The sequence below is a fragment of the Pelagerythrobacter marensis genome, assembly GCF_001028625.1.
Classification (GTDB): Bacteria; Pseudomonadota; Alphaproteobacteria; order Sphingomonadales; family Sphingomonadaceae; genus Pelagerythrobacter; species Pelagerythrobacter marensis.
Map to the genome: position 1 here is coordinate 866219 of NZ_CP011805.1, position 23266 is coordinate 889484.

The 23266-nt window shown below is 63.8% G+C and carries 26 protein-coding genes and 1 tRNA gene; 5 read left to right on the top strand and 22 right to left on the bottom strand.

What is annotated here, in order from left to right; translation table 11 throughout:
• The first annotated feature begins 42 nt into the window (after positions 1–42).
• Positions 43–519, top strand: a complete 477-nt coding sequence (gene greA, locus AM2010_RS04215; protein ID WP_047806008.1) for a transcription elongation factor GreA — start codon at positions 43–45, stop codon at positions 517–519.
• A gap of 49 nt (positions 520–568) precedes the next feature.
• Here the strand turns inward: greA and AM2010_RS04220 are convergent, their stop codons facing one another.
• The 5 genes from AM2010_RS04220 to AM2010_RS04240 all read right to left on the bottom strand — a co-directional run bounded on the left by AM2010_RS04220 (position 569) and on the right by AM2010_RS04240 (position 2768).
• Positions 569–799, bottom strand: coding sequence for a DUF4170 domain-containing protein (locus AM2010_RS04220; protein WP_047806009.1), 231 nt, complete (start codon positions 797–799; stop codon positions 569–571).
• Between the two features lie 110 nt (positions 800–909).
• Entirely contained in the window at positions 910–1404 is a 495-nt protein-coding gene (locus AM2010_RS04225) for a hypothetical protein (RefSeq protein WP_047806010.1), read from the bottom strand.
• Positions 1405–1450: 46 nt separating this feature from the next.
• Positions 1451–1759, bottom strand: a complete 309-nt coding sequence (locus AM2010_RS04230; RefSeq protein ID WP_047806011.1) for a hypothetical protein — start codon at positions 1757–1759, stop codon at positions 1451–1453.
• Positions 1756–2166, bottom strand: a complete 411-nt coding sequence (locus AM2010_RS04235) for a phage holin family protein (protein ID WP_150115232.1) — start codon at positions 2164–2166, stop codon at positions 1756–1758. The genes AM2010_RS04230 and AM2010_RS04235 overlap by 4 nt, the downstream gene beginning before the upstream one ends.
• Before the next feature lie 20 nt (positions 2167–2186).
• Positions 2187–2768 (bottom strand): hypothetical protein, encoded by a 582-nt coding sequence (locus tag AM2010_RS04240; protein WP_047806012.1) that lies wholly within the window; start codon positions 2766–2768, stop codon positions 2187–2189.
• Between the two features lie 177 nt (positions 2769–2945).
• On the opposite strand from AM2010_RS04240, the gene eno reads away from it, so the two are divergent.
• The gene (gene eno / locus AM2010_RS04245; protein ID WP_047806013.1) at positions 2946–4232 is read left to right on the top strand and encodes a phosphopyruvate hydratase; all 1287 of its coding nucleotides are present in this window, start codon (positions 2946–2948) and stop codon (positions 4230–4232) included.
• 47 nt (positions 4233–4279) lie between these two features.
• On the opposite strand, the gene AM2010_RS04250 is transcribed toward eno, so the two are convergent.
• From AM2010_RS04250 to AM2010_RS04285, 8 genes are all read right to left on the bottom strand, one after another.
• Positions 4280–4579 carry a hypothetical protein gene (locus tag AM2010_RS04250; protein ID WP_053043909.1) on the bottom strand — a complete coding sequence of 100 codons (300 nt, stop codon included), beginning with the start codon at positions 4577–4579 and terminating at the stop codon, positions 4280–4282.
• Positions 4580–4610: 31 nt separating this feature from the next.
• On the bottom strand, positions 4611–5030 hold the full coding sequence (gene ribH / locus AM2010_RS04255; RefSeq protein ID WP_047806014.1) for a 6,7-dimethyl-8-ribityllumazine synthase: 420 nt from the start codon (positions 5028–5030) through the stop codon (positions 4611–4613).
• A 73-nt stretch (positions 5031–5103) separates the two neighbouring features.
• Positions 5104–5179, bottom strand: a tRNA-Lys gene (locus AM2010_RS04260).
• A 100-nt stretch (positions 5180–5279) separates the two neighbouring features.
• Positions 5280–6395, bottom strand: a complete 1116-nt coding sequence (gene rodA / locus AM2010_RS04265) for a rod shape-determining protein RodA (protein WP_047806015.1) — start codon at positions 6393–6395, stop codon at positions 5280–5282.
• The gene (mrdA, locus tag AM2010_RS04270; protein WP_047806016.1) at positions 6392–8434 is read right to left on the bottom strand and encodes a penicillin-binding protein 2; all 2043 of its coding nucleotides are present in this window, start codon (positions 8432–8434) and stop codon (positions 6392–6394) included. Before mrdA ends, rodA begins: the two co-directional genes overlap by 4 nt.
• Positions 8434–8988 (bottom strand): rod shape-determining protein MreD, encoded by a 555-nt coding sequence (mreD, locus tag AM2010_RS04275; RefSeq protein WP_047806017.1) that lies wholly within the window; start codon positions 8986–8988, stop codon positions 8434–8436. Before mreD ends, mrdA begins: the two co-directional genes overlap by 1 nt.
• A complete protein-coding gene (locus AM2010_RS04280) occupies positions 8988–9878 on the bottom strand; it encodes a rod shape-determining protein MreC (RefSeq protein ID WP_047806018.1) in 891 nt (296 codons plus the stop codon). Before AM2010_RS04280 ends, mreD begins: the two co-directional genes overlap by 1 nt.
• Positions 9879–9888: 10 nt before the next feature.
• Positions 9889–10932 carry a rod shape-determining protein gene (locus AM2010_RS04285; RefSeq protein WP_047806019.1) on the bottom strand — a complete coding sequence of 348 codons (1044 nt, stop codon included), beginning with the start codon at positions 10930–10932 and terminating at the stop codon, positions 9889–9891.
• Positions 10933–11125: 193 nt separating this feature from the next.
• On the opposite strand from AM2010_RS04285, the gene mutL reads away from it, so the two are divergent.
• Complete coding sequence (gene mutL / locus AM2010_RS04290; protein ID WP_047806020.1) at positions 11126–12967, top strand: DNA mismatch repair endonuclease MutL; 1842 nt, start codon at positions 11126–11128, stop codon at positions 12965–12967.
• A gap of 1 nt (position 12968) precedes the next feature.
• Positions 12969–13475, top strand: a complete 507-nt coding sequence (locus tag AM2010_RS04295; RefSeq protein WP_047806021.1) for a class I SAM-dependent methyltransferase — start codon at positions 12969–12971, stop codon at positions 13473–13475.
• 13 nt (positions 13476–13488) lie between these two features.
• Here the strand turns inward: AM2010_RS04295 and AM2010_RS04300 are convergent, their stop codons facing one another.
• From AM2010_RS04300 to AM2010_RS04310, 3 genes are read right to left on the bottom strand one after another with little or no spacing between them, the layout of a single operon-like run.
• Entirely contained in the window at positions 13489–13968 is a 480-nt protein-coding gene (locus tag AM2010_RS04300) for a MaoC family dehydratase (protein WP_047806022.1), read from the bottom strand.
• 1 nt (position 13969) lies between these two features.
• Complete coding sequence (locus AM2010_RS04305; RefSeq protein ID WP_236699402.1) at positions 13970–15292, bottom strand: hypothetical protein; 1323 nt, start codon at positions 15290–15292, stop codon at positions 13970–13972.
• A 13-nt stretch (positions 15293–15305) separates the two neighbouring features.
• On the bottom strand, positions 15306–16046 hold the full coding sequence (locus tag AM2010_RS04310; RefSeq protein WP_047806023.1) for a glutaredoxin family protein: 741 nt from the start codon (positions 16044–16046) through the stop codon (positions 15306–15308).
• 41 nt (positions 16047–16087) lie between these two features.
• Here AM2010_RS04310 and AM2010_RS04315 point away from each other — a divergent pair, with 41 nt between their 5' ends.
• A complete protein-coding gene (locus AM2010_RS04315; RefSeq protein WP_047806024.1) occupies positions 16088–16474 on the top strand; it encodes a MerR family DNA-binding protein in 387 nt (128 codons plus the stop codon).
• Here AM2010_RS04315 and AM2010_RS04320 read toward each other — a convergent pair.
• From AM2010_RS04320 to AM2010_RS04345, 6 genes are all read right to left on the bottom strand, one after another.
• Positions 16471–17268: a DUF1206 domain-containing protein gene (locus AM2010_RS04320; protein WP_047806025.1), complete on the bottom strand. Its 798-nt coding sequence runs from the start codon at positions 17266–17268 to the stop codon at positions 16471–16473. The genes AM2010_RS04315 and AM2010_RS04320 overlap by 4 nt on opposite strands.
• A 65-nt stretch (positions 17269–17333) precedes the next feature.
• Positions 17334–18623 (bottom strand): alkaline phosphatase family protein, encoded by a 1290-nt coding sequence (locus AM2010_RS04325; RefSeq protein ID WP_047806026.1) that lies wholly within the window; start codon positions 18621–18623, stop codon positions 17334–17336.
• 15 nt (positions 18624–18638) lie between these two features.
• A complete protein-coding gene (gene ychF, locus AM2010_RS04330; RefSeq protein WP_047806027.1) occupies positions 18639–19739 on the bottom strand; it encodes a redox-regulated ATPase YchF in 1101 nt (366 codons plus the stop codon).
• A 97-nt stretch (positions 19740–19836) separates the two neighbouring features.
• The gene (gene pth, locus AM2010_RS04335) at positions 19837–20406 is read right to left on the bottom strand and encodes an aminoacyl-tRNA hydrolase (RefSeq protein ID WP_047806028.1); all 570 of its coding nucleotides are present in this window, start codon (positions 20404–20406) and stop codon (positions 19837–19839) included.
• Between the two features lie 58 nt (positions 20407–20464).
• Positions 20465–22408 (bottom strand): acetate--CoA ligase, encoded by a 1944-nt coding sequence (gene acs / locus AM2010_RS04340; RefSeq protein ID WP_047806029.1) that lies wholly within the window; start codon positions 22406–22408, stop codon positions 20465–20467.
• A gap of 135 nt (positions 22409–22543) precedes the next feature.
• Positions 22544–23224, bottom strand: a complete 681-nt coding sequence (locus AM2010_RS04345) for a 50S ribosomal protein L25/general stress protein Ctc (RefSeq protein WP_047806030.1) — start codon at positions 23222–23224, stop codon at positions 22544–22546.
• Between the last annotated feature and the right edge of the window lie 42 nt (positions 23225–23266).

Below are 23266 nucleotides of genomic sequence, written 5' to 3' on the forward strand. Positions count from 1 at the left end.
GGCGGAATTGTCGCGGCAAGGGACGCATGGAGGAAAGACGCGATGGCTACCATGGAAAAGGTCCCGATGCTGGCAGAGGGTTACGAGCGGCTGACCGCCGACCTCAAGCAGCTGCGCGCGGAACGCCCGAAGATCGTCGATGCGATCGAGGAAGCGCGCGCGCATGGCGATCTCTCGGAAAATGCCGAGTATCACGCTGCGAAGGAGCGTCAGGGACAGGTCGAGGCACAAATTGCCGAGATCGAGGACCGCGTCAGCCGTGCGCAGATCATCGACCCGACGACGCTGTCGGGCGACAAGATCGTTTTCGGAACGACCGTGACCCTGCTGGACGATGAAGACAAGCCGGTGAAATACCAGATCGTCGGCCAGACCGAGGCTGACGCCAACAAGGGGCGCATCAGCTATAACTCGCCGCTGGGGCGCGCGCTGATCGGCAAGTCGGTTGGCGACGAGATCGAGGTGACCGTGCCTTCGGGCGACAAGTTCTACCTCGTCGACAAGATCGAATTCATCTGAATCCGAAAGGCCCCTGCAGGAAACCGCAGGGGCCTGGACTTTCTGCCGATTACACTTCCGGTGTAAGCAGCCGGTGCAGGTGGACGACGACGTACTTCATTTCCGCATCGTCGACCGTGCGCTGCGCATTGGCGCGCCATGCCTCGACCGCAGTTTCGTAATCGCTGAAAACACCCACGACGTGAACGCTTTCGGGGTCCTGGAATTCCAGGGTTCGCGGATCTTTGACGCGCCCGCCCATTACGAGGTGGAGGCGCTGCTTCGCTTCTGTTTCTTCCATGTCGCTTTTCCCGGGGATGTGAGGAGGGGTGGGGAGAACGGCGGGGCCAATAAAGCAAACGGCGCGACAGGCAACCCTGCCGCGCCGCCGCGAATCCATCTGTTACCCGATCAATGGGAGATGCGTGTTCTCAGATCGCGCATCCGCCGGCCGGTCTTTTCCCCGACATCCCGCGTCAGGCGGCGGGCCGATTCCCGCACGGTTTCGGTTTGCAGGGCCGCTTCGCGGCGCAGATCGCGCGCGCCATCACCGATGGCATCGCCCAGGTCTTCCAGGCGGTCGCCGCCGGCGCGGGCTGCGCTGCCCAGATTGTCGAGCAGCGAAGCGCCGTAGGCTGCGCCAAGTTCCGCCAGCATGACGGCAAGCGCCGATCCGCGCTGGGTCGCTTTCTTGCGCATCCTGCGTCCGGGGCCGGGGACGATGGCGGCAATCAGGACACCGAAGGCCACACCGCCGGCAACCGTTGCAATCGGGTGCTCCTTCACGAACGCCGTGGCGCTGTCGCGCGCTTCGCGTGCGTAGTCGGCCACCGTGCGGTCGGCATGACGCTGCTGACCAGCTTCGATGCGATTCTTCAATTCTTCGCGTTTCTCGGTATCGGCCATAGCCTAATGTCTCCGTTGAATCCTGTGCTTCGAAGAACGAACGGGTTCACTCGCCTTCGGGTTCCGTGTCATCGCTGTCTTGATCGGGCGAGAACAGGGCGATGAGCGGATTGCGCAAGAACCACAGAGCGACGGCGGCCAGCAGAGCCATCAGGACGCCGCGATTGTCCCCCGCCAGGTCGGTTGCATCTTCGAACACGTCGCTAGCGCTTTCGCTGACGCGATCGAGCAGGCGGGCGCCGATCCCCCTGGCGTTCAGATCGGCCTGGAGATGCGCCACATCGGCCTTGACCAGGGTGAGCGCGGCATCGCGCAATGTGCGATCCTCGATCATCTGGCGTTCGACGTTGTTCACTTCTCATCGTCTCCGAAACTTTTGCCCGCGGCACGGAACTGATTGATGGCACTGCGCGCGAGGATGACTCCCCCCAACAGCAGCGCACCGGTAACCACGGCCGTTGCACCCCAGATGGTGAGCAGGGGGCTGAGCGCCATCACGACGCCCACGACCAGTCCGATCAGGGCAAGATGGATCATTCCGAAAGCGGCCAGCCCCCGAATGATCCCATGCTTGCCCTTGTTCGCGACAAATCCCGCGCGACTTTTCTGAAACGCCTTTTCAGCTTCCAGATAAGTCTTGCCGTCTTCGATCAGCGCAAGAATATCCTCGGTGAGGGAGACACCCGCCTGCATTTCAGCATCGGCCGGTGTCTCGTCACCATCCTGCCCATCGGGCAGAGGTTCGTCATGCGGTGTTGTCACGCCCGGGGGTGCGCGCGGGATCAGTCGCGGCTGCCGCGGAACATCCGCGCCAGCATGAAGCCTGCGACGGCGGCCAGACCCACGGCGAGGCCAGGGCTCTTGCGCACGGCTTCGCGTGCGTCCTCGCCCAGTTCGTCCACGCTCTTCGAATCCAGCTTCACCGAAGCATCCTGCAGGCTGCGCGATGCCTTGCGTGCATATTCGCCATACTGCGATCCGAACTTTTCATCGATCGCGTTTGCGTTCTCGGACACCATCCGGCTCAGCGACGACAGCGCTTCGCTGGCCTTGGTTTTCCCTTCGGTGGCGAGTTCCTTGCTCTTGCCCTTGGCCTGTTCGCCATAGGTCTTCGCCTCGGCGACCCAGTCGTCCGAGCGGTCGCGAGCCTGTTCGCGGTAAGCGGATGCGCGATCGGCGGCTTCGGCCTTCAGCGCGGCTGCGCCCGCCTTGGCTTCTTCCAGCGCGGAATTGAAGCGCGATTTGGCTTCCGTGCGGTGATCGCCGGCAGGCGCTTCCGACGCGGTCTTCGCGGCGGAAGCGGAGCGCGCGGCGGGCTTCCTGGTCGTCTTCTTCTTGGGGGTGGTGGGTGTCGCGTCAGCCATGTTCTTGTTCCTTAATCCCTCGATAGTTTTGCAGCGCGCAGCCGTCATCGGCGCAATAGCCGTTCAGATTATCAACGCAACTTGCGCCGCATAGTTCCGGCGCATAGAGGGACGCCAGACATCCGAATATGGGGGTGTCATAGCCTATTACAACACCTGTCAATTTCGGAGCGTCCCATGACCGCAATCATCGATCTTCACGGCCGCGAAATCCTGGATAGCCGCGGCAATCCGACGGTTGAGGTGGACGTTCTTCTGGAAGACGGCAGTTTTGGCCGTGCCGCCGTTCCCTCTGGCGCGTCGACCGGGGCACACGAGGCGGTCGAACTGCGCGACGGCGACAAGTCGCGCTATCTCGGCAAGGGCGTGACGAAGGCTGTGGATGCAGTGAACGGCGAAATTGCCGACGCTCTGCTGGGGCTGGATGCCGAGGATCAGCGCGACATCGACCTGGCCATGATCGCGCTGGACGGCAGCGGGAACAAGGGGCGGCTCGGCGCCAACGCCATTCTCGGGGTCAGCCTGGCTGCGGCCAAGGCGGCCGCGAATGCTCGCGGTCTGCCGCTCTACAGCTATCTTGGCGGTGTTTCGGCGCACGTTCTGCCGGTGCCGATGATGAATATCATCAACGGCGGCGAACATGCCGACAATCCGATCGACATCCAGGAATTCATGATCATGCCGATCGGCGCCGAAACCATGGCGGAAGGTGTGCGGTGGGGTGCGGAAGTGTTCCACACGCTCAAGAAGGGGCTGGCGCAGAAGGGCCTGTCCACCGCAGTCGGCGACGAAGGCGGCTTCGCGCCCGATCTGGCGAGCACGCGGGCGGCGCTCGACTTCATCATGCGCTCGATCGAAGAAGCCGGCTTCCGGCCGGGGGACGACGTTGCGCTGGCCCTGGACTGCGCATCGACCGAGTTTTTCACCGACTGGCGGTACGATCTGGCGGGTGAGGAGATTTCTCTCAACCCGACCGAAATGGCCGAATATCTGGCGAAGCTCTGCGCCGATTACCCGATCCGCTCGATCGAAGACGGCATGAGCGAGGACGATTTCGAAGGATGGAAGGCCCTGACCGATCTGGTGGGCGATAAAGTTCAGCTGGTCGGCGATGATCTCTTCGTCACCAATCCGGAACGGCTGCGGATGGGTATCGACAAGGGGCTGGCAAATTCGCTGCTGGTCAAGGTCAACCAGATCGGCACGCTGACCGAAACGCTGGAAGCGGTCGATATCGCGACCCGCGCTGGATATACCTCGGTCATGAGCCACCGTTCCGGTGAAACGGAAGACGCGACGATCGCGGATCTGGCGGTGGCCACGAACTGCGGCCAGATCAAGACAGGCTCGCTAGCCCGTTCGGACCGGCTGGCGAAATACAACCAGCTGATCCGGATCGAGGAGGAACTGGGCGACAGTGCACGCTATGCCGGCGGCGCCTGTTTCGGTCGTCTGTCGAACTGACGCGGCGCCCATTCGGGCCACTGCAGGTGAACCGGGGTCGCGGGCTGTCAGCCCCCGACCTCGTGTTCGGCCTTCTCCTCAAGCTCTTCCAGCTTTTCAAGTTTGCGCCGGTTGCGCGGGCTCAAGAGATATTGCCACACACCCCATGCATTGATCGCCAGCAGGATGGTGTTCATCGCGGCGATCGGCATCGCATTGCTGGTCACCCCCGATACGATCCAGGTGATCGCCACGGCGCAAAACAGCACGAAGCCCCAGCCTGTCGCCTTGCGTCCCAGATCGGCCGCTATCAGACCGGCAGCGATCATCGTGCCGATTGCAGCGATCCATTCCAGTGGGCCGTTCACGTCCGCGTTTCCGCGCGCTCCCGGCTGAAGTTCACGCGAACCTGTCCTGCAGATCGAGCATCGCAATTGCGGCCCGGGCTGCTTCGCCGCCCTTGTTCTTCTGCGTCTTGTCCGCGCGAACCAGCGCCTGCTGCTCGTCTTCGACGGTCAGGATGCCATTGCCGATCGCAAGCCCGTCCATCGTCAGCGCCATGATGCCGCGCGCGCTTTCGCCAGCGACGATTTCGAAATGATATGTCTCTCCGCGGATGACAACGCCGAGCGCGACAAAGCCATCGTACTGGCCGGTCTCAGCAGCCAGCGCCACGGCTCCGGGTATTTCCAGCGCGCCGGGAACGGTGACCACCTCCACCTCGTGCCCCGCACCCACAAGCGCGCTGCGCGCGCCGTCGAGCAACATGTCGTTGAGATGATCGTAAAACCGGGCCTCAACCACCAGGAAGCGCGCCATGCAAATCTCCGCGTCAGAACTCCCCGCGCGGTAGCACACGCGTGGAACGGTGGAAGGGGTAACCGGTGAAAAATGGTGGACGCACTAGGGCTCGAACCTAGGACCCGCTGATTAAGAGTCAGCTGCTCTACCAACTGAGCTATGCGTCCCCATGCCGTTCAGGCTGGCCGGGCGGGGCAGGGCGCCCCGACTCGGGAGGCGCTGCATATAGCGATCCTCTCGCACATGAAAAGAGGCCAATTTGCAGAGCTAGCCAAAACGCCCGCGCGGGGCCTGGCGATTCCAGCGATTGACCATCATCAGCGAGCCGATGCAGATCATGTTGGTCATCATCGAAGACCCCCCATGGCTCATGAATGGGAGCGGGATGCCCACGACAGGGGCGAGGCCCATGACCATCATCAGATTGATGGCGACATAGAAGAAGATCGTGGCGACCATTCCTGCCGCCAGCAGCTTCGCGAACCGATCGTGCGACTTGCGTGCCACCTGCAGCCCCCAGCGCATGATCAGCCCGAAAATCAGGATCACCGCGATCCCGCCGATCAGACCCCATTCCTCCGCCATCGTGGCGAAGACGAAGTCCGTGTGGGGTTCGGGCAGATAGTTCAGGTGGCTCTGCGATCCTTCGTTGAAACCCTTGCCAGTCAGTCCGCCGGAGCCGATTGCGATCTTCGACTGCGTGATGTGATAGCCGGCCCCCAGCGGATCGCTCTCCGGATCGAGGAAAGTGGTAACCCGGCGTTGCTGGTAATCGTGCAGGGCGAAGAAATAGGCGATCGGTATGGCGACCAGTGCGGCCAGTCCGCCGGCGGCGAACCAGCGCATCGGCAACCCGGCCAGGAACATCAGGACAGCACCGCCGAACGCAATGGCCAGCGCGGTGCCCAGATCGGGCTGCAACAGCACCAGAGCCATCGGCAGGGCGATCAGGGCAGCGGCGGGAACAAGCGCCCGCCACGATGTCGTCATCGCCGGGGGCAGCCCGCTGTAGAACCGGGCGAGAACCAGGACCACGGCGGGCTTCATCAGTTCGGATGGCTGGAGCTGGATAACCCCGAGATCGAGCCAGCGCTGGCTTCCCCCACCGACGAAACCCATCGCCTCGACCGCGACCAGCATCAGCAGCACCGCGGCGTAACCCGGGTAGGCCAGCAGCCGCACGAGATCGCGGCTGAACAGCGTCATCACGCAGGCCATCGCCAGAAAGATGCCGAAGCGCACGAGGTGCGATACCGCGAATGGCTGCCAGTTCCCGCCGGCAGCGGAGAACAGGACAAGCGCGCCAAAGCCAACGAGCGCGAACAGGGGCAGCAACATGCCCCAGGGCTGGCGCGCAACGGGTGCGGGTATGACCGAACTCATTCGTCCACCTGCGAGCGGTTGATCGCGGCATCGGTCGCTTCGTTGACGGGGACCATTGCGGCGGCGCGCGCTTCCGCGTCGACACGGTCGAAAATCTCTTCCTCCCGCCGCGGGACGGGGGTTACGGCTTCGCCAGCCTGGGCTGCGTAGGCAGCGTACTTCGCGCTCAGCCGCTGCTGCGCTGTTCCGCCCCATTGCCGTTCCAGAGCGTGAAGCGCATCCATGCCCTTGGCCGGATCGAACAGGAAAGTCGTCACATCGCGCGCGATCGGATAGGCGGCGCCCGATCCGCCGCCATGTTCGATCACCACTGCCCCGGCGTAACGGGGGTTGTCATAAGGCGCGAAGAAAATGAACAGGCCGTGGTCGCGATACTTCCAGGGGCCGGAGCGACCATCGGACTTGGCGAGCGAGACGACCTGCGCAGTGCCGGTCTTCCCGGCCATGAGCACGTCGGGCAGGGGCAAGCGGGCGCGGCCCGCCGTGCCGGGGCCGTTGACCACATCGCTCATCGCCTGACGCACGAGGGCAACGTGTTCTGGCGAGAAATCGGCCGAGGCGAACGGCGGCTCACTTCCGCCCAGCACGAGCCTGGGCTGCACGTGGTATCCCGTCGCAATGCGCGATGCCATGACCGCCAGCTGGAGCGGATTGGCGAGCATGTAACCCTGGCCAATGGTCGCGTTGACGGTGTCGAAGGCCTGCCATTCGCGCCCGTGCTTGCGCAGTTTCCAGGCGGGGTCGGGAACCGTCCCGTAGAATTGGCTGAGTACCGGAAGGTCGAATTCCTGCCCCATGCCGCAACGCCGCGCCATTGCCGCGATCGGGTCCATGCCGAGCCGCTGGGCGAAGTGATAGTAATAGACGTCGCAGCTCTGGTAGATGCCCTTCGCCATGTTCACATGCCCGTGGCCGCCGCGCTTCCAGCACCGGAACACGCGGTTGCCGACGCGAAGCCCGCCGCCGCAATAGACGCTTTCTTCCGGGTCCAGCCCTTCGCGCAGGAACGCCATCGACACCATTGGCTTGATAGTCGAACCTGGGGGATAGAGCCCTTTCAGCACTTTGTTGCGCAAGGGCACCCGTTCGTCTTCGCGCAGCATGGCATATTCGATGCTGCCGATGCCGTCGGAAAAGCTGTTGGGATCGAAACTGGGCATCGATGCCATGCACAGCAGGTCGCCCGTCCGGCAATCCATGACCACCACCGATCCGGATTCCAGCCCGATCCGGCGCGCGGCATAGTCCTGTAGAGGGCCGTCGATCGTCAGCTTGACCGGCTGACCCTGAACATCCTCACGCGTTTCCAGATCGCGCACGATCCGGCCCGCTGCAGTGACTTCGACCCGGCGAGCACCGGGGACGCCGCGCAGCCGCTGTTCGAACTGCTTTTCCAGCCCATCCTTGCCGATCTTGTAGCCGGGGGTGATGAGCAGCGGGCTGCGGTCGGCTTCGTACTCTTCGGCCGATGCGGGGCCGACATAACCGATCAGGTGCCCGACCGAGGGGCCGGTGGGATAGAAGCGGGAAAAGCCGCGTTGCGGAACGACGCCGGGAAGCTCGGGCAGGCGCACGCTGAGCGCCGCGAACTGTTCGTAGCTGAGCCCGGTTCCGACCTCGACCGGGCGAAATCCCCGTGTCTGCTCGATCCGTTCGCGCAAGTCGCGCAGCTGCGCACGGTCGAGCGCCAGCACGTCACCCAGAACCGCAATCTCGCGGTCGGCTTCGGTCATCCGTTCCGGTATCACGTCGACCCGGAAATCGGCGCGATTGGATGCCAGCGGGGCGCCATTGCGGTCGAGAATCCAGCCGCGGCGCGGTGGAATCAGCGACAGGTTGACGCGATTGCTTTCCGCCTCCGTGCGATATTTCTCGTTCTCGGCAATCGCGATGTAGCCCATGCGGACCGCCAGGAGCGTGCCGATTCCCGCGCCGAATGCCGCGATTGCGAAGCTGCGCCGGTCGTAGACATTTTCCAGCGTCGCTGATGTGATCTGTGACGAGGCCGACTTGCGATAGCGCGACTTTCTGCGGAACATCAGGCGAGTATCCGAATGCGCAGGAGCCTGAACCGATCGAGAGTGGAAACCATGCGGGCGATAATGGGATAGACGAGCAAAGACAGCAAGATCTGCGGCACCAGAGCCCCCAGCAGCGGAATGCCGGGGATCGCGCCAGACAGCAGCGCGGCGGCGAGGATATAGACCGTGGTGATCAAGCCGGCGATCAGCCAGTCCTGAACGAAGCTGCGCCATGGGAACCGGATTTCGACGGCTTCGATCGCGATCATGGCCAGCGACCATAACAGAATGCCGCTGCCAAATGGCTGCCCGCTGAACAGATCGTCAATCGCGCCGAATACGAAGCCGGCCCACACGGGCAGCAGTCCCGGACGAACGAGACGCCACGACACCAGCACCATCAGGCCGATCGGCGGCACCACCGGTGCGGCGGAGGCGATCGGAAGCATGGGTAGCAGGCTGGCGAGGATGATCGTGATCCAGGGCACCGCATAGGCCAGCGCCGGCGAGTGCGCCCGGTTGATCCGTGAGCCATAGGTATCACGTCGCGACCGGGGATCTGCGCGCTCCATCAGTCGGCCACCGATTGTTCAACCGGCGTCGCCGCCGCCTGAATGGCGTCTTCCTGCCAGATTTCCTCTACCGCGACGTAGTCGGTGGCGGCGGGATCGCTGATGATTCGTGCCAGGGCGCCGTCTTCGGTTTTCTCGGCGACGATGGCGACTGCGGTGCCGGGCCGGTAATATCCCCCTGCGCCGCTGGTGACGAACACGTCGCCGGGTTCCAGTGGATTGATGCCGAGGTTTATCAGCCGAATACGTAGCATGCTGTCGCCGCGCCCCTCGGCGAAGGCGACGACGTTTCCGTCGGCCAGACGGACCGGCAGCACGCTCTGGCTATCGGTCAGCAGCAGAACCCGCGAGCTGTTGCGGCCGACCTCGAGCACGCGGCCGACGACCCCGCGCGGGCTGCGCACCGGCATCCCCGAGGTCACGCCATCGGCACTACCCGCACCCAGATAGGCGAAACGCCGCGCGCTGGCCGCGGTCGAACCGATCAGCCGCGCGACTGCGACCGGACGGTTCTCCCCTTCCTGCAGCCCCAGAAGCCCCTTCAGGCGATCGTTTTCCAGCGCAATCGCCTCGGCTTCCGCCAGGCGAATGCGCGCCAGCTCAACTTCCTTCTTGAGCTGGGCGTTCTGGCTTCCCGCGCGCAGATAGCCGCGGATGGATTCGATGAGATTCTGGCTTTCGGCCCGAACTTCGGCGCTGGCCGTAGTCGCCGGTACAACCGCATCCGCCGCAACCGATCGCGGGCCGTTGAAACTGGCTGGACGCCAGAGCGAGAGGGCGAGCAGGACCGCGCCGATAAGCGCACCTATTCCGGCGATAACGTAGCCGGTGAAAACCCCGTATTGCGCCCTGCGCGAATAGCTCGAGCGCCGGGACGAAGTCGGCGCCATACGTTCCCCCTCAAGCGGTCATCAACACGCCGCGATAGATCGGATCTTCCATCGCCCGGCCAGTGCCGATGGCGACGCATGACAGCGGATCTTCGGCAATGCTGACGGGCAAACCGGTTTCCTCGCGCAGATGCTCGTCCAGTTCCTGTATCAGTGCGCCGCCGCCGGTCAGCACGATACCCTGGTCGACGATGTCCGCGGCCAGTTCGGGCGCGGTGTTTTCCAGCGCGATGCGCACACCTTCGACGATCGCGCCGATCGGTTCTGCCAGCGCTTCGGCAACATGTGCCTGATTGATCGTGATTTCCTTGGGCACGCCGTTCACCAGGTCGCGGCCCTTGAGGGTGATCGTTTCGCCCACGCCGTCTTCCGGCGTGATGGCGATGCCGTAATCCTTCTTGATCCGTTCTGCCGTCGATTCGCCGATCAGCAGGTTGTGATGCCGGCGGACGTAGGAAACGATGGCTTCATCCATCTTGTCGCCGCCGGTACGGACCGACGTGGTATAGGCGAGGCCGCGCAGCGAAAGGACCGCCACCTCGGTCGTACCGCCGCCGATATCGACGACCATCGAACCGACCGGTTCGGTCACAGGCATATCGGCGCCGATCGCCGCGGCCATCGGTTCCAGGATCAGATAGACCGCGCTTGCCCCCGCGTTGCTTGCCGCATCGCGGATCGCGCGCCGTTCAACCGACGTCGAGCCGGAAGGAACGCAGATCGTAATCTCGGGGTAACGGAACAGGCTTTTCTTCCCGTGCACCTTGCGGATGAAGTGCTTGATCATTTCCTCCGCAATTTCGATGTCGGCGATCACGCCGTCACGCAGCGGGCGGATCGCTTCGATGCTGTCGGGCGTCTTACCCATCATCATCTTCGCGTCGTCACCGACGGCCTTGACCCGCTTGATGCCGTTGATCGTTTCGATCGCGACCACCGAAGGTTCGTTGAGGATAATGCCCTGGTCCTGCACATAGACCAGAGTGTTCGCGGTACCGAGGTCGATTGCCAGGTTCTGCGAGCCGAATTTGAACATATTGGACAGGAAGCTCATTGCCGTTGCGCGTTTCCGTAAATGTCTCGGGTCCTTGCCGCAGTTGCCTGCGACTGCCGTAACCCGCATCTGACAGGGATGGCGGGTCCTTACCCAAAGCTGGCGGAAAAGGCCAAAAGAATTGTCATGAAAAACTGGGCATAGCCATCCGCCGACCTCGAAATACCCGCAGTTCGCCGCTAGATACCGGGCGATGCCCGAAATTCGCCGCCTGCCCGAAAACCTGGTGAACCGTATCGCCGCGGGCGAAGTGGTGGAACGCCCGGCCTCCGCGCTGAAGGAACTGGTCGAAAATGCCATCGATTCCGGCGCTTCGCGGATTGCCGTCAAAATCGCGGATGGCGGCCTGGCAAGGATCGAGGTGACCGACGACGGTTGCGGGATGTCTCCGCAGGAAATGGCGCTGGCTCTGGAGCGTCATGCGACCTCCAAGCTGCCGGAAAGCCTGATTGGGGAAGAGGGCGCGATCGAGCGGGTCGTCAGCCTCGGATTTCGGGGGGAGGCGCTGCCTTCCATCGCCAGCGTCGCGCGGCTCACACTCGAAAGCCGGCCGCAGGGCGAAGCGGAAGGCTGGAAGTGCGTCGTGGATCACGGCGAAATACGCGAGGAAGGGCCTGCCGCGCTGCCGCCCGGAACGCGGGTGAGGGTGGAAAACCTGTTCGGCAATGTCCCGGCCCGCCGCAAGTTCCTGCGCACCGCACGCAGCGAATATGCCGCCTGCCACGACGTGGTCCGCCGGCTCGCGATGGCGCGCCCCGATATCGCATTCTCCTTTGAACATGGCGAACGCCGCATCCTCGCGCTGCAGAACGGGCAGCCGTTGGCAAGCCGGGTGTCGGAAATCGTCGCCCGGGAACTCGCTGCGAACGGGGTGGAGATCGACCTGGAACGCGGCACCATGCGGCTGACGGGTATCGCGGGGCTGCCGACCTACAACCGCGGGGTTGCCGATCACCAGTATCTGTTCGTCAACGGCAGGCCGGTGAAGGATCGCCTGCTCAGCGGGGCCGTGCGCGGCGCCTACGCAGACATGCTCGCGCGGGATCGCCACGCGGTGCTCGCGCTGTTCATCGAGCTGCCGGCGGAGGAAGTCGACGTCAACGTCCACCCGGCGAAGACCGAGGTGCGCTTTCGCGATGCGGCGGCGGTGCGCGGCTTCATCGTGTCGGGCCTGCGTCAGGCGCTCGCAACTGGCGACAAGCGCAGCGCACAGGCGCCCGATGCTGCGGCGATGGGACGGTGGCAGACCGAGCCTGCCGGCGATCCGAACGCCGGCGCGCAGGCCGCCTCACCCGATGCGCTGCAATCGATCTTCTCCGGGCGGGACTGGTCGCGCGCGCAGGGCGGGGTGCGCGAAGCGTCGCAGGCCTGGCGCGGTTACGAACGCGATGTCATGGCCGCGCCTCAGGGCCGGGCGGAAGAAGCGGCTCCCTTGCCTGAGGATGCGGCGGAGTACCCGCTGGGCATCGCCCGCGGGCAGGTTGCCAATACGTACATCGTTGCCGAAGCGGCAGATGGGCTGGTGCTGGTCGATCAGCATGCGGCGCACGAGCGTCTGGTCCTGGAACGCCTGCGCGCGGCGGGGGCAGGCGATTCGGTCGCGCGTGCGCAGGCCCTGCTGATCCCCGAAGTCGTCGAACTGGAAGAAACGGCCTGTGACCGGCTGGAACAGGCGACGGAGAAACTGGGCGAACTGGGGCTTGCCATCGAACGGTTCGGCCCCGCCGCGATGCTGGTGCGCAGCGTGCCCCATTCGCTGCGCAAATCCGATCCGCGCAAGCTGCTACAGGATATCGCCGACGACTTCGCCCAGCATGGCGAAGCCCTGTTGCTGGGTGAAAAGCTCGACCTGGTACTCGCGACGATGGCCTGCCACGGCTCGGTGCGCGCCGGACGGGTGCTGTCGGTGACCGAAATGAACGCGCTTCTGCGGGAAATGGAGCGCACGCCGCGATCCGGCCAGTGCAACCACGGACGGCCGACCTGGGTAAAGCTGAAGATGGAAGATGTCGAAAAACTGTTCGGGAGGCACTGACGTGAAGTGGCTGGCCATCCTCGTGTCTCTGCCGCTGGCGTTGTCGGCATGCAGCGATCCCGAACCGACGCCGGAACAAACGCGCGCGGCAGAAGACCGTGCGATCGCCGCGGTGGAAGCAGCGCAGGACGTTCCGCCCAATCCCGTGGCGCTGGAACCGATCACGTTCCGCGATATCGACGAACACGGCCTTTCAGGCGCCGGCTGTGCCTTTCGCGCGGAGACACAGGGCAATGGCTGGATCGCACTGGCGCTGGAAAGGGGCGCGCTGGTCAAGATCGAGGGCATCATACATCGCCTTGCCCCCGATGCGGGCAGCAGATCTTTGCCGGTTATGGCCCGGTCGCGGTACGACGGCCGCGAATACGGCCTCACCTTCGACCTTGCGGAGGGGGAAGGCCAGCGAACGGGCACCGAAACGACCGATTATCCCGGCCGGTTGGAACTGCGCAACGGCCGGGACCAGGTCGTGTTCGGCGCAAGTGGCGTGATGCAATGCGGGACCTAGCGCACTGCGACGCCTAGGCAGCGGCTGAATCGTCTTCGATCGGGGCCGATGGATCGCGGACCTCTATCAGCCCGTTCGACACCATTTCCAGCACGACCACATCGTCCTGATTGAAGACCTGAATCCGGGATTTGAACATTCCCATTTCGGGCCGCTTGCGGCTCCGCCGCTTGGCAATGATTTCCGCCTCGCAGCGCAAGGTGTCGCCGGGATAGACGGGGCGCTTCCACCGCAATTCATCGATGCCGGGCGATCCCAGACCGGCCTGCTCAACGTTGAGCATATTGTCGACCAGCATCCGCATTGTCATTGCGCAGGTATGCCATCCGCTGGCGGACAGCCGGCCAAAATGGGTGGCCGCGGCGGCATCTTCATCGAGATGGAACGGCTGCGGGTCGTACTTCTGCGCGAAGTCCATCACCTCTTCCCGCGTGACCGCGTAACCGCCGAAGCTCCTCTTCGAGCCGACTTCGATGTCTTCGAAATAGTTCACATTAGTCCCCCAGGCTGAATCGCGCGAACAGCGTGTAGCCTATCGGACTGTCTCCGTAATAGGGGTTGAGCGCATCGGGCTTGGCGAAGGCGGCCACCGTACCGCCGAGCGCGACGTTCACCGGCCCGATCGGCAGGCGGTAGGCATAGCCGGCCTGAAACTTGGTCACCCGGAACGGCATGTCGTGCAACGGATCGTGATGGTCGGGAAACAGCTCGTCGTTCTTCACGTTCTCGATCCGCCCGAACACCGTATGATGGTCGGTCAGGTCCCAGTTCACTTCGCCCAGCCAGGCCGTCAGCGTGTCGCCGGGCTGGCGGTCTTTGGCCGAGAACGCTGCCATCGCCGAAAGCCCGCGACCGTCGTTGTAGTGAACCGATGCCGTCGTCCGGTGCTCGTCGGCACCCCCGTGCAGTTCTTCCGGTTCGTCGATCTGGCCGTAACTTGCCTGGACCAGCCATGCGGGGGAGGGGGCGAAGCTGGCCCTTACGCTCCACGAATCGAGCTTCGGCGTTTCGATGTTCCAGCGGAATTCGTCGGGCTCGCGGCCACGAAAGGCGCTGGCTTCGAGCTGCCATTGCGTGCCGCCGACACCGGCAGTGATCACGCCATAGGTGATATGGGTCGAATCGAACCAGTGGTGGGTGATGGGCGCTTCGGGATTATAGCGCGCGCTGGCACGATGCATGAACGCGCTGGGCCCCAGGGCGGGTTCCCCCACCGGCCCGCCGTAAAGGAATGCGGACGTATCTTCGGCAAGGTCGATTTCCACCTTCCCGGCCAGTTCCATGAACAGATCGTGGGGATGCTGGCGGTCCACCAGCGGCTCCCCATAGGCGACTTCGCCCGTGGCGAAGAGGTTGGGGTAACCGTCGTGCCGCATTTCCGGCTCCAGGCTCATCATCGTGCGCAGGGTCAGCTTCCCGCCTTCGAAAGGCTTTTCCAGCGTCGCCATGCCCATCGACTGAACGTAGAACTTGTCTCCGCCGCGCGGCCCGCCCTGATCGGTATATACGGGCCAGACGAAGCCATGCAGCATCAACGTCGCATCGCCGCCGAGGTTGATCGCCGCGCCGTGGTTCATCTTCTCGTTCGCGGGGAGGCGGGACGTGCCGGATCCTTCGCCGCCGTGGACCATGCCTGCATGGTCCATCCCGGTGTGATCCATCGCAGTGTGATCCATCTCGGCATGGTCCATCGCTGGATGGTTCATTGCCGTTTGATCCTCCGGCGAGTGATCCATCGTCGCATGATCCTGCGCGAGTGCGGGCATGGGGACGAGCAGGGCCGGTGCGACCGCGGCCGCCAGAAACTGGAAACGCATTGTTCAAAGTCCTTCAGGGTTTGGCGATCATCCAGATCGCCATGCCGATCATGAAAAGGTTTTCGGTGAGCGAAACGAAGCCGAGCGGAACGTTGCTCGACCCGCCGACGCAGGCGCACTTGATCTCGCGCTTCTGGATGTAAACGGCGTAGAACACGCTGACGGCGCCGATGGTCCCGATGACCAGCGCCACCGGGATGGACAGCCAGTTCAGCGCATGTGCCGCCATCAGCACCCCGGCGCCCGCTTCCAGAAAAGGATAGGCATAGGAATAGGGCACCCATCGACGCGCCAGCAGATCGTATCCCACGAACATGCTGGAAAACCGCTCCACATCCTGCAGCTTCAGCATTGCCAGAATTGCCATCGTGAATGCGACGAACCATTCGGCGGCCCGCACGGTGATTGCCGAACCGAAGGCGAAATGGCTGACCGCCATCGCCAGGGTTGCCGCAATGGCAAATACCGCGATCACCGGGCGGTAGCTGGTCGCCCCCTCCTGCGGCAGGGGCTTGCCAAGATAAGCGCGCAACTCGCTGTATCCGCCGATTCTCTCGCCCGCGATGAAGATCTGGGGCGTGGTTTCGACATTGTGCTTCTGCTTGAACGCGTCGGTGTCCTTGCGCGTTGTTAGCCAGTGGTCTTCAACAGCATAGCCATGGCGTTGAAGCAGCCACTTTGCCTTAACGCCGTAAGGGCAAACGTGCTTGTCCATCACCATGCGATGGATGCGGGCGGTCTTGTCGTTGCTCATGAATCACTCCATAGCTTCCGTACCGCGGTACGGAGTCAAGCATGAATGCTATGCGCATTTCCGATCTCGCTCGCGCAGGCGGGGTCGGGGTCGAAACGGTTCGGTTTTACCAACGCAAGGGACTGCTGCCGAAACCGGGCGGATCGGTGCAGGGCGGGCGTCATTACGGCCCGGACGATGCGCGCCGGCTGCGTTTCGTCCGACATGCCCAGGCCGCAGGGTTTTCGCTGGCGGAGATCGGGGAACTGATCGATCTGGACCGGACCGACGACCGCCCACGGGCCCGGGACATGGCGCGTGAACGGATCGCCGAACTGGATGCCCGCATTGCGCAGCTCACCGCTGCCCGCCAATCGCTTGCGAAACTCGCCGCCGACTGCGCGAAAGGCGACGCCGGCCCCTGTCCCATTCTGGCCGCGTTCGACTAGCTCCGGAATGCGGGGCGAAGCCCTTCGGCATCCAGTTCCGGGATGATCCGATAGCGCGCGAGGACGAGGCTGAAGAGGCCGAACATCAGAAGGCCGATCGCGACCAGAGTGAACACGACCCCGTCGTCGGCAAGGCTCGCAACCGCATCGCCCAGGGTCAGGATCTGTTCGGCACCGCTGGACAGAAAGCCGGCCTGGACGAGAGACCAGCCGATCAGCAGGAAAACCACGGCTCGCGCGATATAGCCGATACCGCCCAGCCACCGGGTCTGCGATGGTGCGCCCGGCGCAATGCGATGCATGAACTCGCCCGTCCATCCCTTCTTCGCCTGAAACGCCGCCGCGACAATGAAGGCGATGCCCAGAACCCCCAGGACCGTGCCGCCGAATTGTACCGACAAGATGCCCGAAGCGGCCTGTTGCGCGCCGCCGCCATTGTCTGCCCCGGTAGAGGCGAACTTGAACGCCGAATAGGCCAGGGCCAGATGGCCGATGGCGCTTCCCGCATGGCCGATCCGGCGTGCCCATCCGGTGGTGTCGCTGCCCTGATTTTCGATATCGAACAGCGGCGATGCGAGGCGAAACAGGGCATAGGCCAGCAATCCCACCACCATCAGCCACAGAATCGCAGTGCCGAGCGGGAATTCCCTGATGGCCTCGAAAATGCCGTTGGTACCCTGGCCGATCCGTCCGGCGCTGGTGACCGCTATCAGGCCAAGGACCGAATAGAGGATTGCCCGGCTGAAATACCCGACGCGCACCAGATTGCTGAAACTTTCGGACTTGCTCGCCATTGTCGGGCGCTCCCCTGTTGAATGACAGGGAAACGCCGCAAGCGGGAAATCCGTTCCTCTACAGATCAGCGCGGCTTGCGATCGGCCAGCGCGCCGCGGACCGGGGAGAGCGTCGTGTCGTCCTGCGGCAGGCCCATGAGCTGCCTCAGCAGCGGCGCGATCGCCGTGTTGGTGAACCCCGGAATAGTCGCGCCTTGCCGGAAGGCTGGGCCATTGGCGATGAACAGTGCCGTCATCTCCGGAGCAGCCGGATCGTATCCGTGGTTACCGCCGGTCCATTCGCTCTCGTTCCGGCTCGGCGCAATCGTCCATCCTGTCTGGGGCAGGCAGAAGTACGGCGGAATCCGCACATTGGTGCCATAGGCGAAGCGGGCCGGCATCTCGCCCTTGCGCCAGCATTCCATATGCGGATGCTCTTTCAGCAGAGCGGCCTCGAAAGCATCGACGTTGCCTTCGGTCGGCCGGAACGTCGCATAGGCCCCGCCTTCGACGAGGCGATAGAGCGAGGGATCGAGCACTTCGTCGAGCGCGATCACGCGCGCAGAGCTGGTGGCGGCCATGCCGTGATCGGATACGATCACGAGGTTGGCGGGCTGCTGCAGCCTTTCCAGCCCCGCGACCAGCATTGCGATATCGCCGTCGATTTTGATCAGCGCCTGATTCAGCTCGGCACTGTCCGGCCCGCCACCGTGGCCGGCGGTGTCGATGGTATCGAAATAGAGCGTCACGAAGGCCGGACGAATCTCGGCCGGCCGGCGCAGCCAGTCGAGCACGGAATTTACCCGCTGAACGTTGGTCACCGCCATGCTGAACTGCTGCCAGTCCTGCGGATAGCGACCACCCTCGGGCGCGCCCCATCCGCTTTCTGGCATCGTGCCACCCCAGGCCACGGCCGAGCCGGGCCAGAACATGGATGCCGTGCGGATGCCCGCCTCTTCCGCTTCGACCCAGATCGGTTTGGCCGCTTTCCACCACCATGGATCGACGGTGGCCATCGTGAACACCTCGTCCGGCCGGGCGGGGTCTTCGATCCGGTTGGCGGTGATGCCGTGCACATCGGGCACCTCGCCGGTCACCAGCGTCCAGTGGTTGGGGAAGGTCTTGGACGGGAACGAAGGCCGCATGGGCGCGCGCACGCCGGCTTCGGCGAGCGACGACAACGTCGGGGTCAGCCCGCGATCGAGATAATCCGGGTGAAACCCGTCTATCGACACCAGCACCGTCACCGGCTGGCGCTGTTCGACCCTGACGCCGTCTACCGCGGCAGCGGAGCGTACCGCGGTATTATGCGCCGGTGCACAGGCGGGAAGCAGCGCCGCCGCCGCCAGGGTGAGGGCACTTGCAAACCTGCGCATGGTCGCTCCGATCGATCAGACGTTGAATTTGAACAGCATGACGTCGCCGTCCTGGACGATATATTCCTTGCCTTCCTGCCGCAGCTTTCCGGCCTCGCGCGCGCCGGATTCGCCGCCAAGCGCGACGTAGTCATCGTAGGCAATTGTTTCAGCACGAATAAACCCGCGCTCGAAATCGGTATGAATTTCGCCCGCGGCCTGGGGCGCTCTCGCCCCGTCGGGGAAGGTCCAGGCCCGCGATTCCTTGGGCCCTGCGGTGAAGAAGGTCTTGAGACCAAGCAGCTTGTAGCCTGCGCGGATAACGCGGCTGAGGCCGCTTTCGTCGAGGCCCAGTTCGGTCAGGTATTCGGCGCGCTCCTCGCCATCCATCGCGACAAGCTCGCTCTCGATCGCCGCCGAAACGACAACCGCCTCGGCGCCTTCCGCCGCCGCCTTTTCGAACACCCTGGCGCTGAAGGCATTGCCATCCGCCGCATCTTCTTCCGCGACGTTGCAGACATAGAGCACGGGCTTGGCCGTCAGCAGTTGTGCCTGTGCGAAAACGCGGGCTTCCTCGTCATCCTTCGGCTCGGTCAGCCGCGCCGGCTTGCCATCACGCAGCAGATCGAGCGCCTGGCCGAGAACGCTGGCCATGATCTTCGCTTCCTTATCGCCGCCGGTGGCCTTCTTGGCCGCAGCGGGCACGCGCTTTTCCAGGCTTTCGAGATCGGAAAGCATCAGTTCGGTTTCGACCACCTCGGCATCGGCGATCGGGTCGACCTTGTTGCTGACATGCTGAATGTCGTCATCTTCGAAGCAGCGCAGGACATGGACGACGGCATCGACTTCGCGAATGTTGCCGAGGAACTGGTTGCCCAGACCTTCGCCCTTGCTGGCACCTTTCACCAGGCCGGCGATGTCGACGAAGGCAAGCTGCGTCGGGATCACCTTGGCCGAACCGGCGATCGCCGCGATCTTGTCCAGCCGCTCGTCAGGCACTGCGACCTGGCCGACGTTCGGCTCGATCGTGCAGAACGGATAGTTCGCCGCCTGCGCCGCCTGCGTCTCGGTCAGCGCGTTGAAAAGGGTGGACTTGCCAACATTGGGCAGCCCGACGATTCCGCAGCGGAAACCCATTTTCTTCGATTACCTTCCATCAATTCTCGCCGCGAAGATCACGCGGCCTTACGGAGCGGGCGCTATAAAGAAATGCCGCGCCGCGACAAGCGTGCCGCTATCCCTGCATCCGCAGCGCAATGTCGCTCATGAAACGGGCCGCATCGTTCTTCGCCAGCCACTCGGCCTCGGCCCCGATCGCGGCGAGCATGTCGGTAAGTTCGTCCATTTCCGCCCTGGCATAATTGCCGAGAACATGGCCGGTCACCCGGTCCTTGTGCCCAGGATGGCCGATCCCGATCCGAACCCGGCGGAAATCCGGCCCCAGATGCTGGTTGATCGAGCGCAGTCCGTTGTGCCCGGCCAGCCCGCCGCCGGTGCGAACCTTGATCTTGAACGGAGCAAGATCGAGTTCGTCGTGGAAGACGGTGAGATCTTCGATCCCGAGCTTGTAGAAGCGCAGCGCCTCGCCGACGCTGCGGCCGCTCTGGTTCATGAATGTCGCCGGCTTGAGCAGCAGGACCCTGTCCCCGCCGATCCTGCCTTCCTGTACCCAGCCGGAAAACTTCTTCTGCACCGGGCCGAAGCCGTGCATCTCCGCAATCACGTCGCAGGCCATGAAGCCCACGTTGTGACGGTGGAGCGCGTACTGCGGTCCTGGATTGCCGAGGCCAGCCCAAATCTGCATGGGCGCGCTCTAGTGTGCCGGCGGGTGCGGGGCAATGCCCGCAAACCCACTGCTCCCTTCAGCGATTGAGCCGCCCCTCGATCAGCCCGTCGACCAGCGACGGATCGGCAAGCGTGGAGGTATCGCCAAGCGCGCCATAGTCGTTTTCCGCGATCTTGCGCAGGATGCGGCGCATGATCTTGCCCGAACGCGTCTTGGGCAGGGCAGGGGTGAAATGCAGGTGATCGGGCGTGGCGATCGGCCCGATTTCCTTGCGGACATGCTGGCGCAGCTCCGCCGCCAGATCCTCGCCCGGCTCCTCCCCCGCATTGAGCGTGACGTAACAGTATATGCCCTGGCCCTTGATGTCGTGCGGGAAGCCGACCACTGCCGCTTCCGCGACTTTGGGATGAAGGACCAGAGCGCTTTCCACTTCTGCCGTGCCCATGCGGTGGCCCGACACATTGATCACATCGTCGACGCGCCCGGTGATCCAGTAATAGCCATCGGCATCGCGGCGGCAGCCGTCGCCGGTGAAATATTTGCCGCGATACGTGCTGAAATACGTCTGCACGAACCGGTCGTGATCGCCGTAAACGGTGCGCGCCTGGCCGGGCCAGGATCGCGCAATGCAAAGGTTGCCCGAGTTTTCCCCATCCAGCACTTTGCCGTCGCCGTCGACCAGTTCCGGGCATACGCCGAAGAAGGGGCGACCGGCGCTGCCGGGTTTCATCGGATGGGCGCCGGGCAGGGTGGTGATCATGATCCCGCCGGTTTCGGTCTGCCACCAGGTGTCGACCACCGGGGTTTCGCCGCCGCCCACGTTGTCGTGATACCAGCGCCAGGCTTCGGGATTGATGGGCTCGCCCACTGTTCCCAGCAGTCGCAGGGAAGACAGATCGTGCTTCTGCACGTGGGCCGTCCCCTCGCGCATCAGCGCGCGAATTGCGGTTGGGGCGGTGTAGAAGATGTTGACGTCATGCTTGGCGCAAACCGCCCAGAAGCGATCGTGATCGGGCCAGTTGGGCACCCCTTCGAACATCAGCGCGGTCGCACCGTTCTGCAGCGGGCCATAGACGATGTAGCTGTGCCCGGTGACCCAGCCGATGTCGGCCGTGCACCAGTACACTTCCCCGGGCCGATAATCGAAGACATAGCGGAACGTCGTTTCGGTCCAGACGGCATAGCCGCCGACGGTGTGCAGCACGCCCTTGGGCTTGCCCGTCGATCCCGAGGTATAGAGGATGAACAGCGGATCTTCTGCGTTCATTTCCTCGCACGGGCATTCATCCGGGACGCCTTGCGAAAGCTCGTGATACCAGTGGTCGCGCCCTTCGGTCATCGCGACCTCGCCGCCGGTGTGGCGCACGACCAGAACTGCCTTTGCCGGAACTTTTGCCAGCGCCGCGTCGACATTCGCCTTGAGCGGCACTTTCTTCGATCCGCGAAGCCCCTCGTCGGCAGTGATCACCCACTCGCTTGCGCAATCCTCGATCCGGCCGGCGATGGCGTCGGGGGAAAAGCCGCCGAAAATAACCGAATGAACCGCGCCGATGCGGGCGCAGGCCAGCATTGCGATTGCGCCTTCGGGGATCATCGGCATGTAGATCGTGACCCGGTCGCCCCGCGCCACGCCCATGCCTTTCAGCGTGTTCGCCATGCGGATCGTTTCGCGCTGAAGATCGGCATATGTCAGGCGGCGCACCGCGCCTTCGGGGTCATCGGGTTCGAAGATCAGCGCGATCGTGTCGCCGTTGCCGGCTGCGACATGTCTGTCGACGGCATTGTGGCAGATGTTCAGCGTGCCATCTTCGAACCAGCGAATGTCGGCCGGATCGAAGTCCCAGTTGGCGATCTTGTGCGGAGTGCGAAACCAGTCGAGCCGCTGAGCCTGGTCGGCCCAGAAACCGTCGGGATCGTCGATGCTGCGGCGATACATCGCCTCGTAATCGGCGAGCGAACACACGGCATGTTCGCGCGCGGCGGCGGGAACGGGGACGGTTTCGTGGTCGATTTCGCTCAAGCTGCTCTCTCCCGGCTTACGATTGCGATTCGTATAACCGCTCCCGGTTAGGCAAGCGACTGCCCAAACGCAAAACGCCGGCCCATCGCTGGGCCGGCGTTGCGTTTTGTTCGATTGGGGGAAAGTGGCTGAGGATCAGTCCTCGCCGCCCTCTTCCTTCTCGCCGCGGTCGTCTTCGGCGTTCTGTTCCGTCGCCGGCACATCGTCGGCCGCGGCTTCATCGCCTTCTTCCGCTTCGGCACGCTTGAGCGCCGACGGGGCCACGATGGTTGCAATCGTGAAGTCGCGATCGGTGATCGCGCTTTCCGAACCTTCGGGCAGCTTGACGTGGCTGATGTGGATCGAATCGCCGACTTCGAGGCCGGTGACGTCGATTTCGATCTCGCTCGGGATCTTGTTGGCGTCGCACACGAGTTCGAGTTCGTGACGCACGACGTTGAGCACGCCGCCCTTCTTCAGGCCGGGGCTCGCTTCTTCGTTCACGAACAGGACCGGAACCGACACGTCAACCTTGGCGCCCTTGGCAAGGCGGAGGAAGTCGACATGGTTCGGGCGATCGCTGACGGGATGGAATGCGACATCCTTCGGCAGGGTGCGAACGGTCTTGCCGCCCAGTTCGATCTCGACGATCGAGTTCATGAAGTGTCCGGTGCCGAGCTGCTTGATCAGCAGGCGTTCCTCGACGTGGATCGGGGTGGGGGCTTCCTTGCCGCCGTAGATAACGGCGGGAACACGGCCTTCGCGACGCAGTGCACGGGAGGCTCCCTTGCCAGCCCGATCGCGCGTCTCGGCCGGCAGGGTCAGAGCGTCGCTCATGTCGCTTACCTTTCGAAATGCATTTGAGTACAAGTTTCCGCC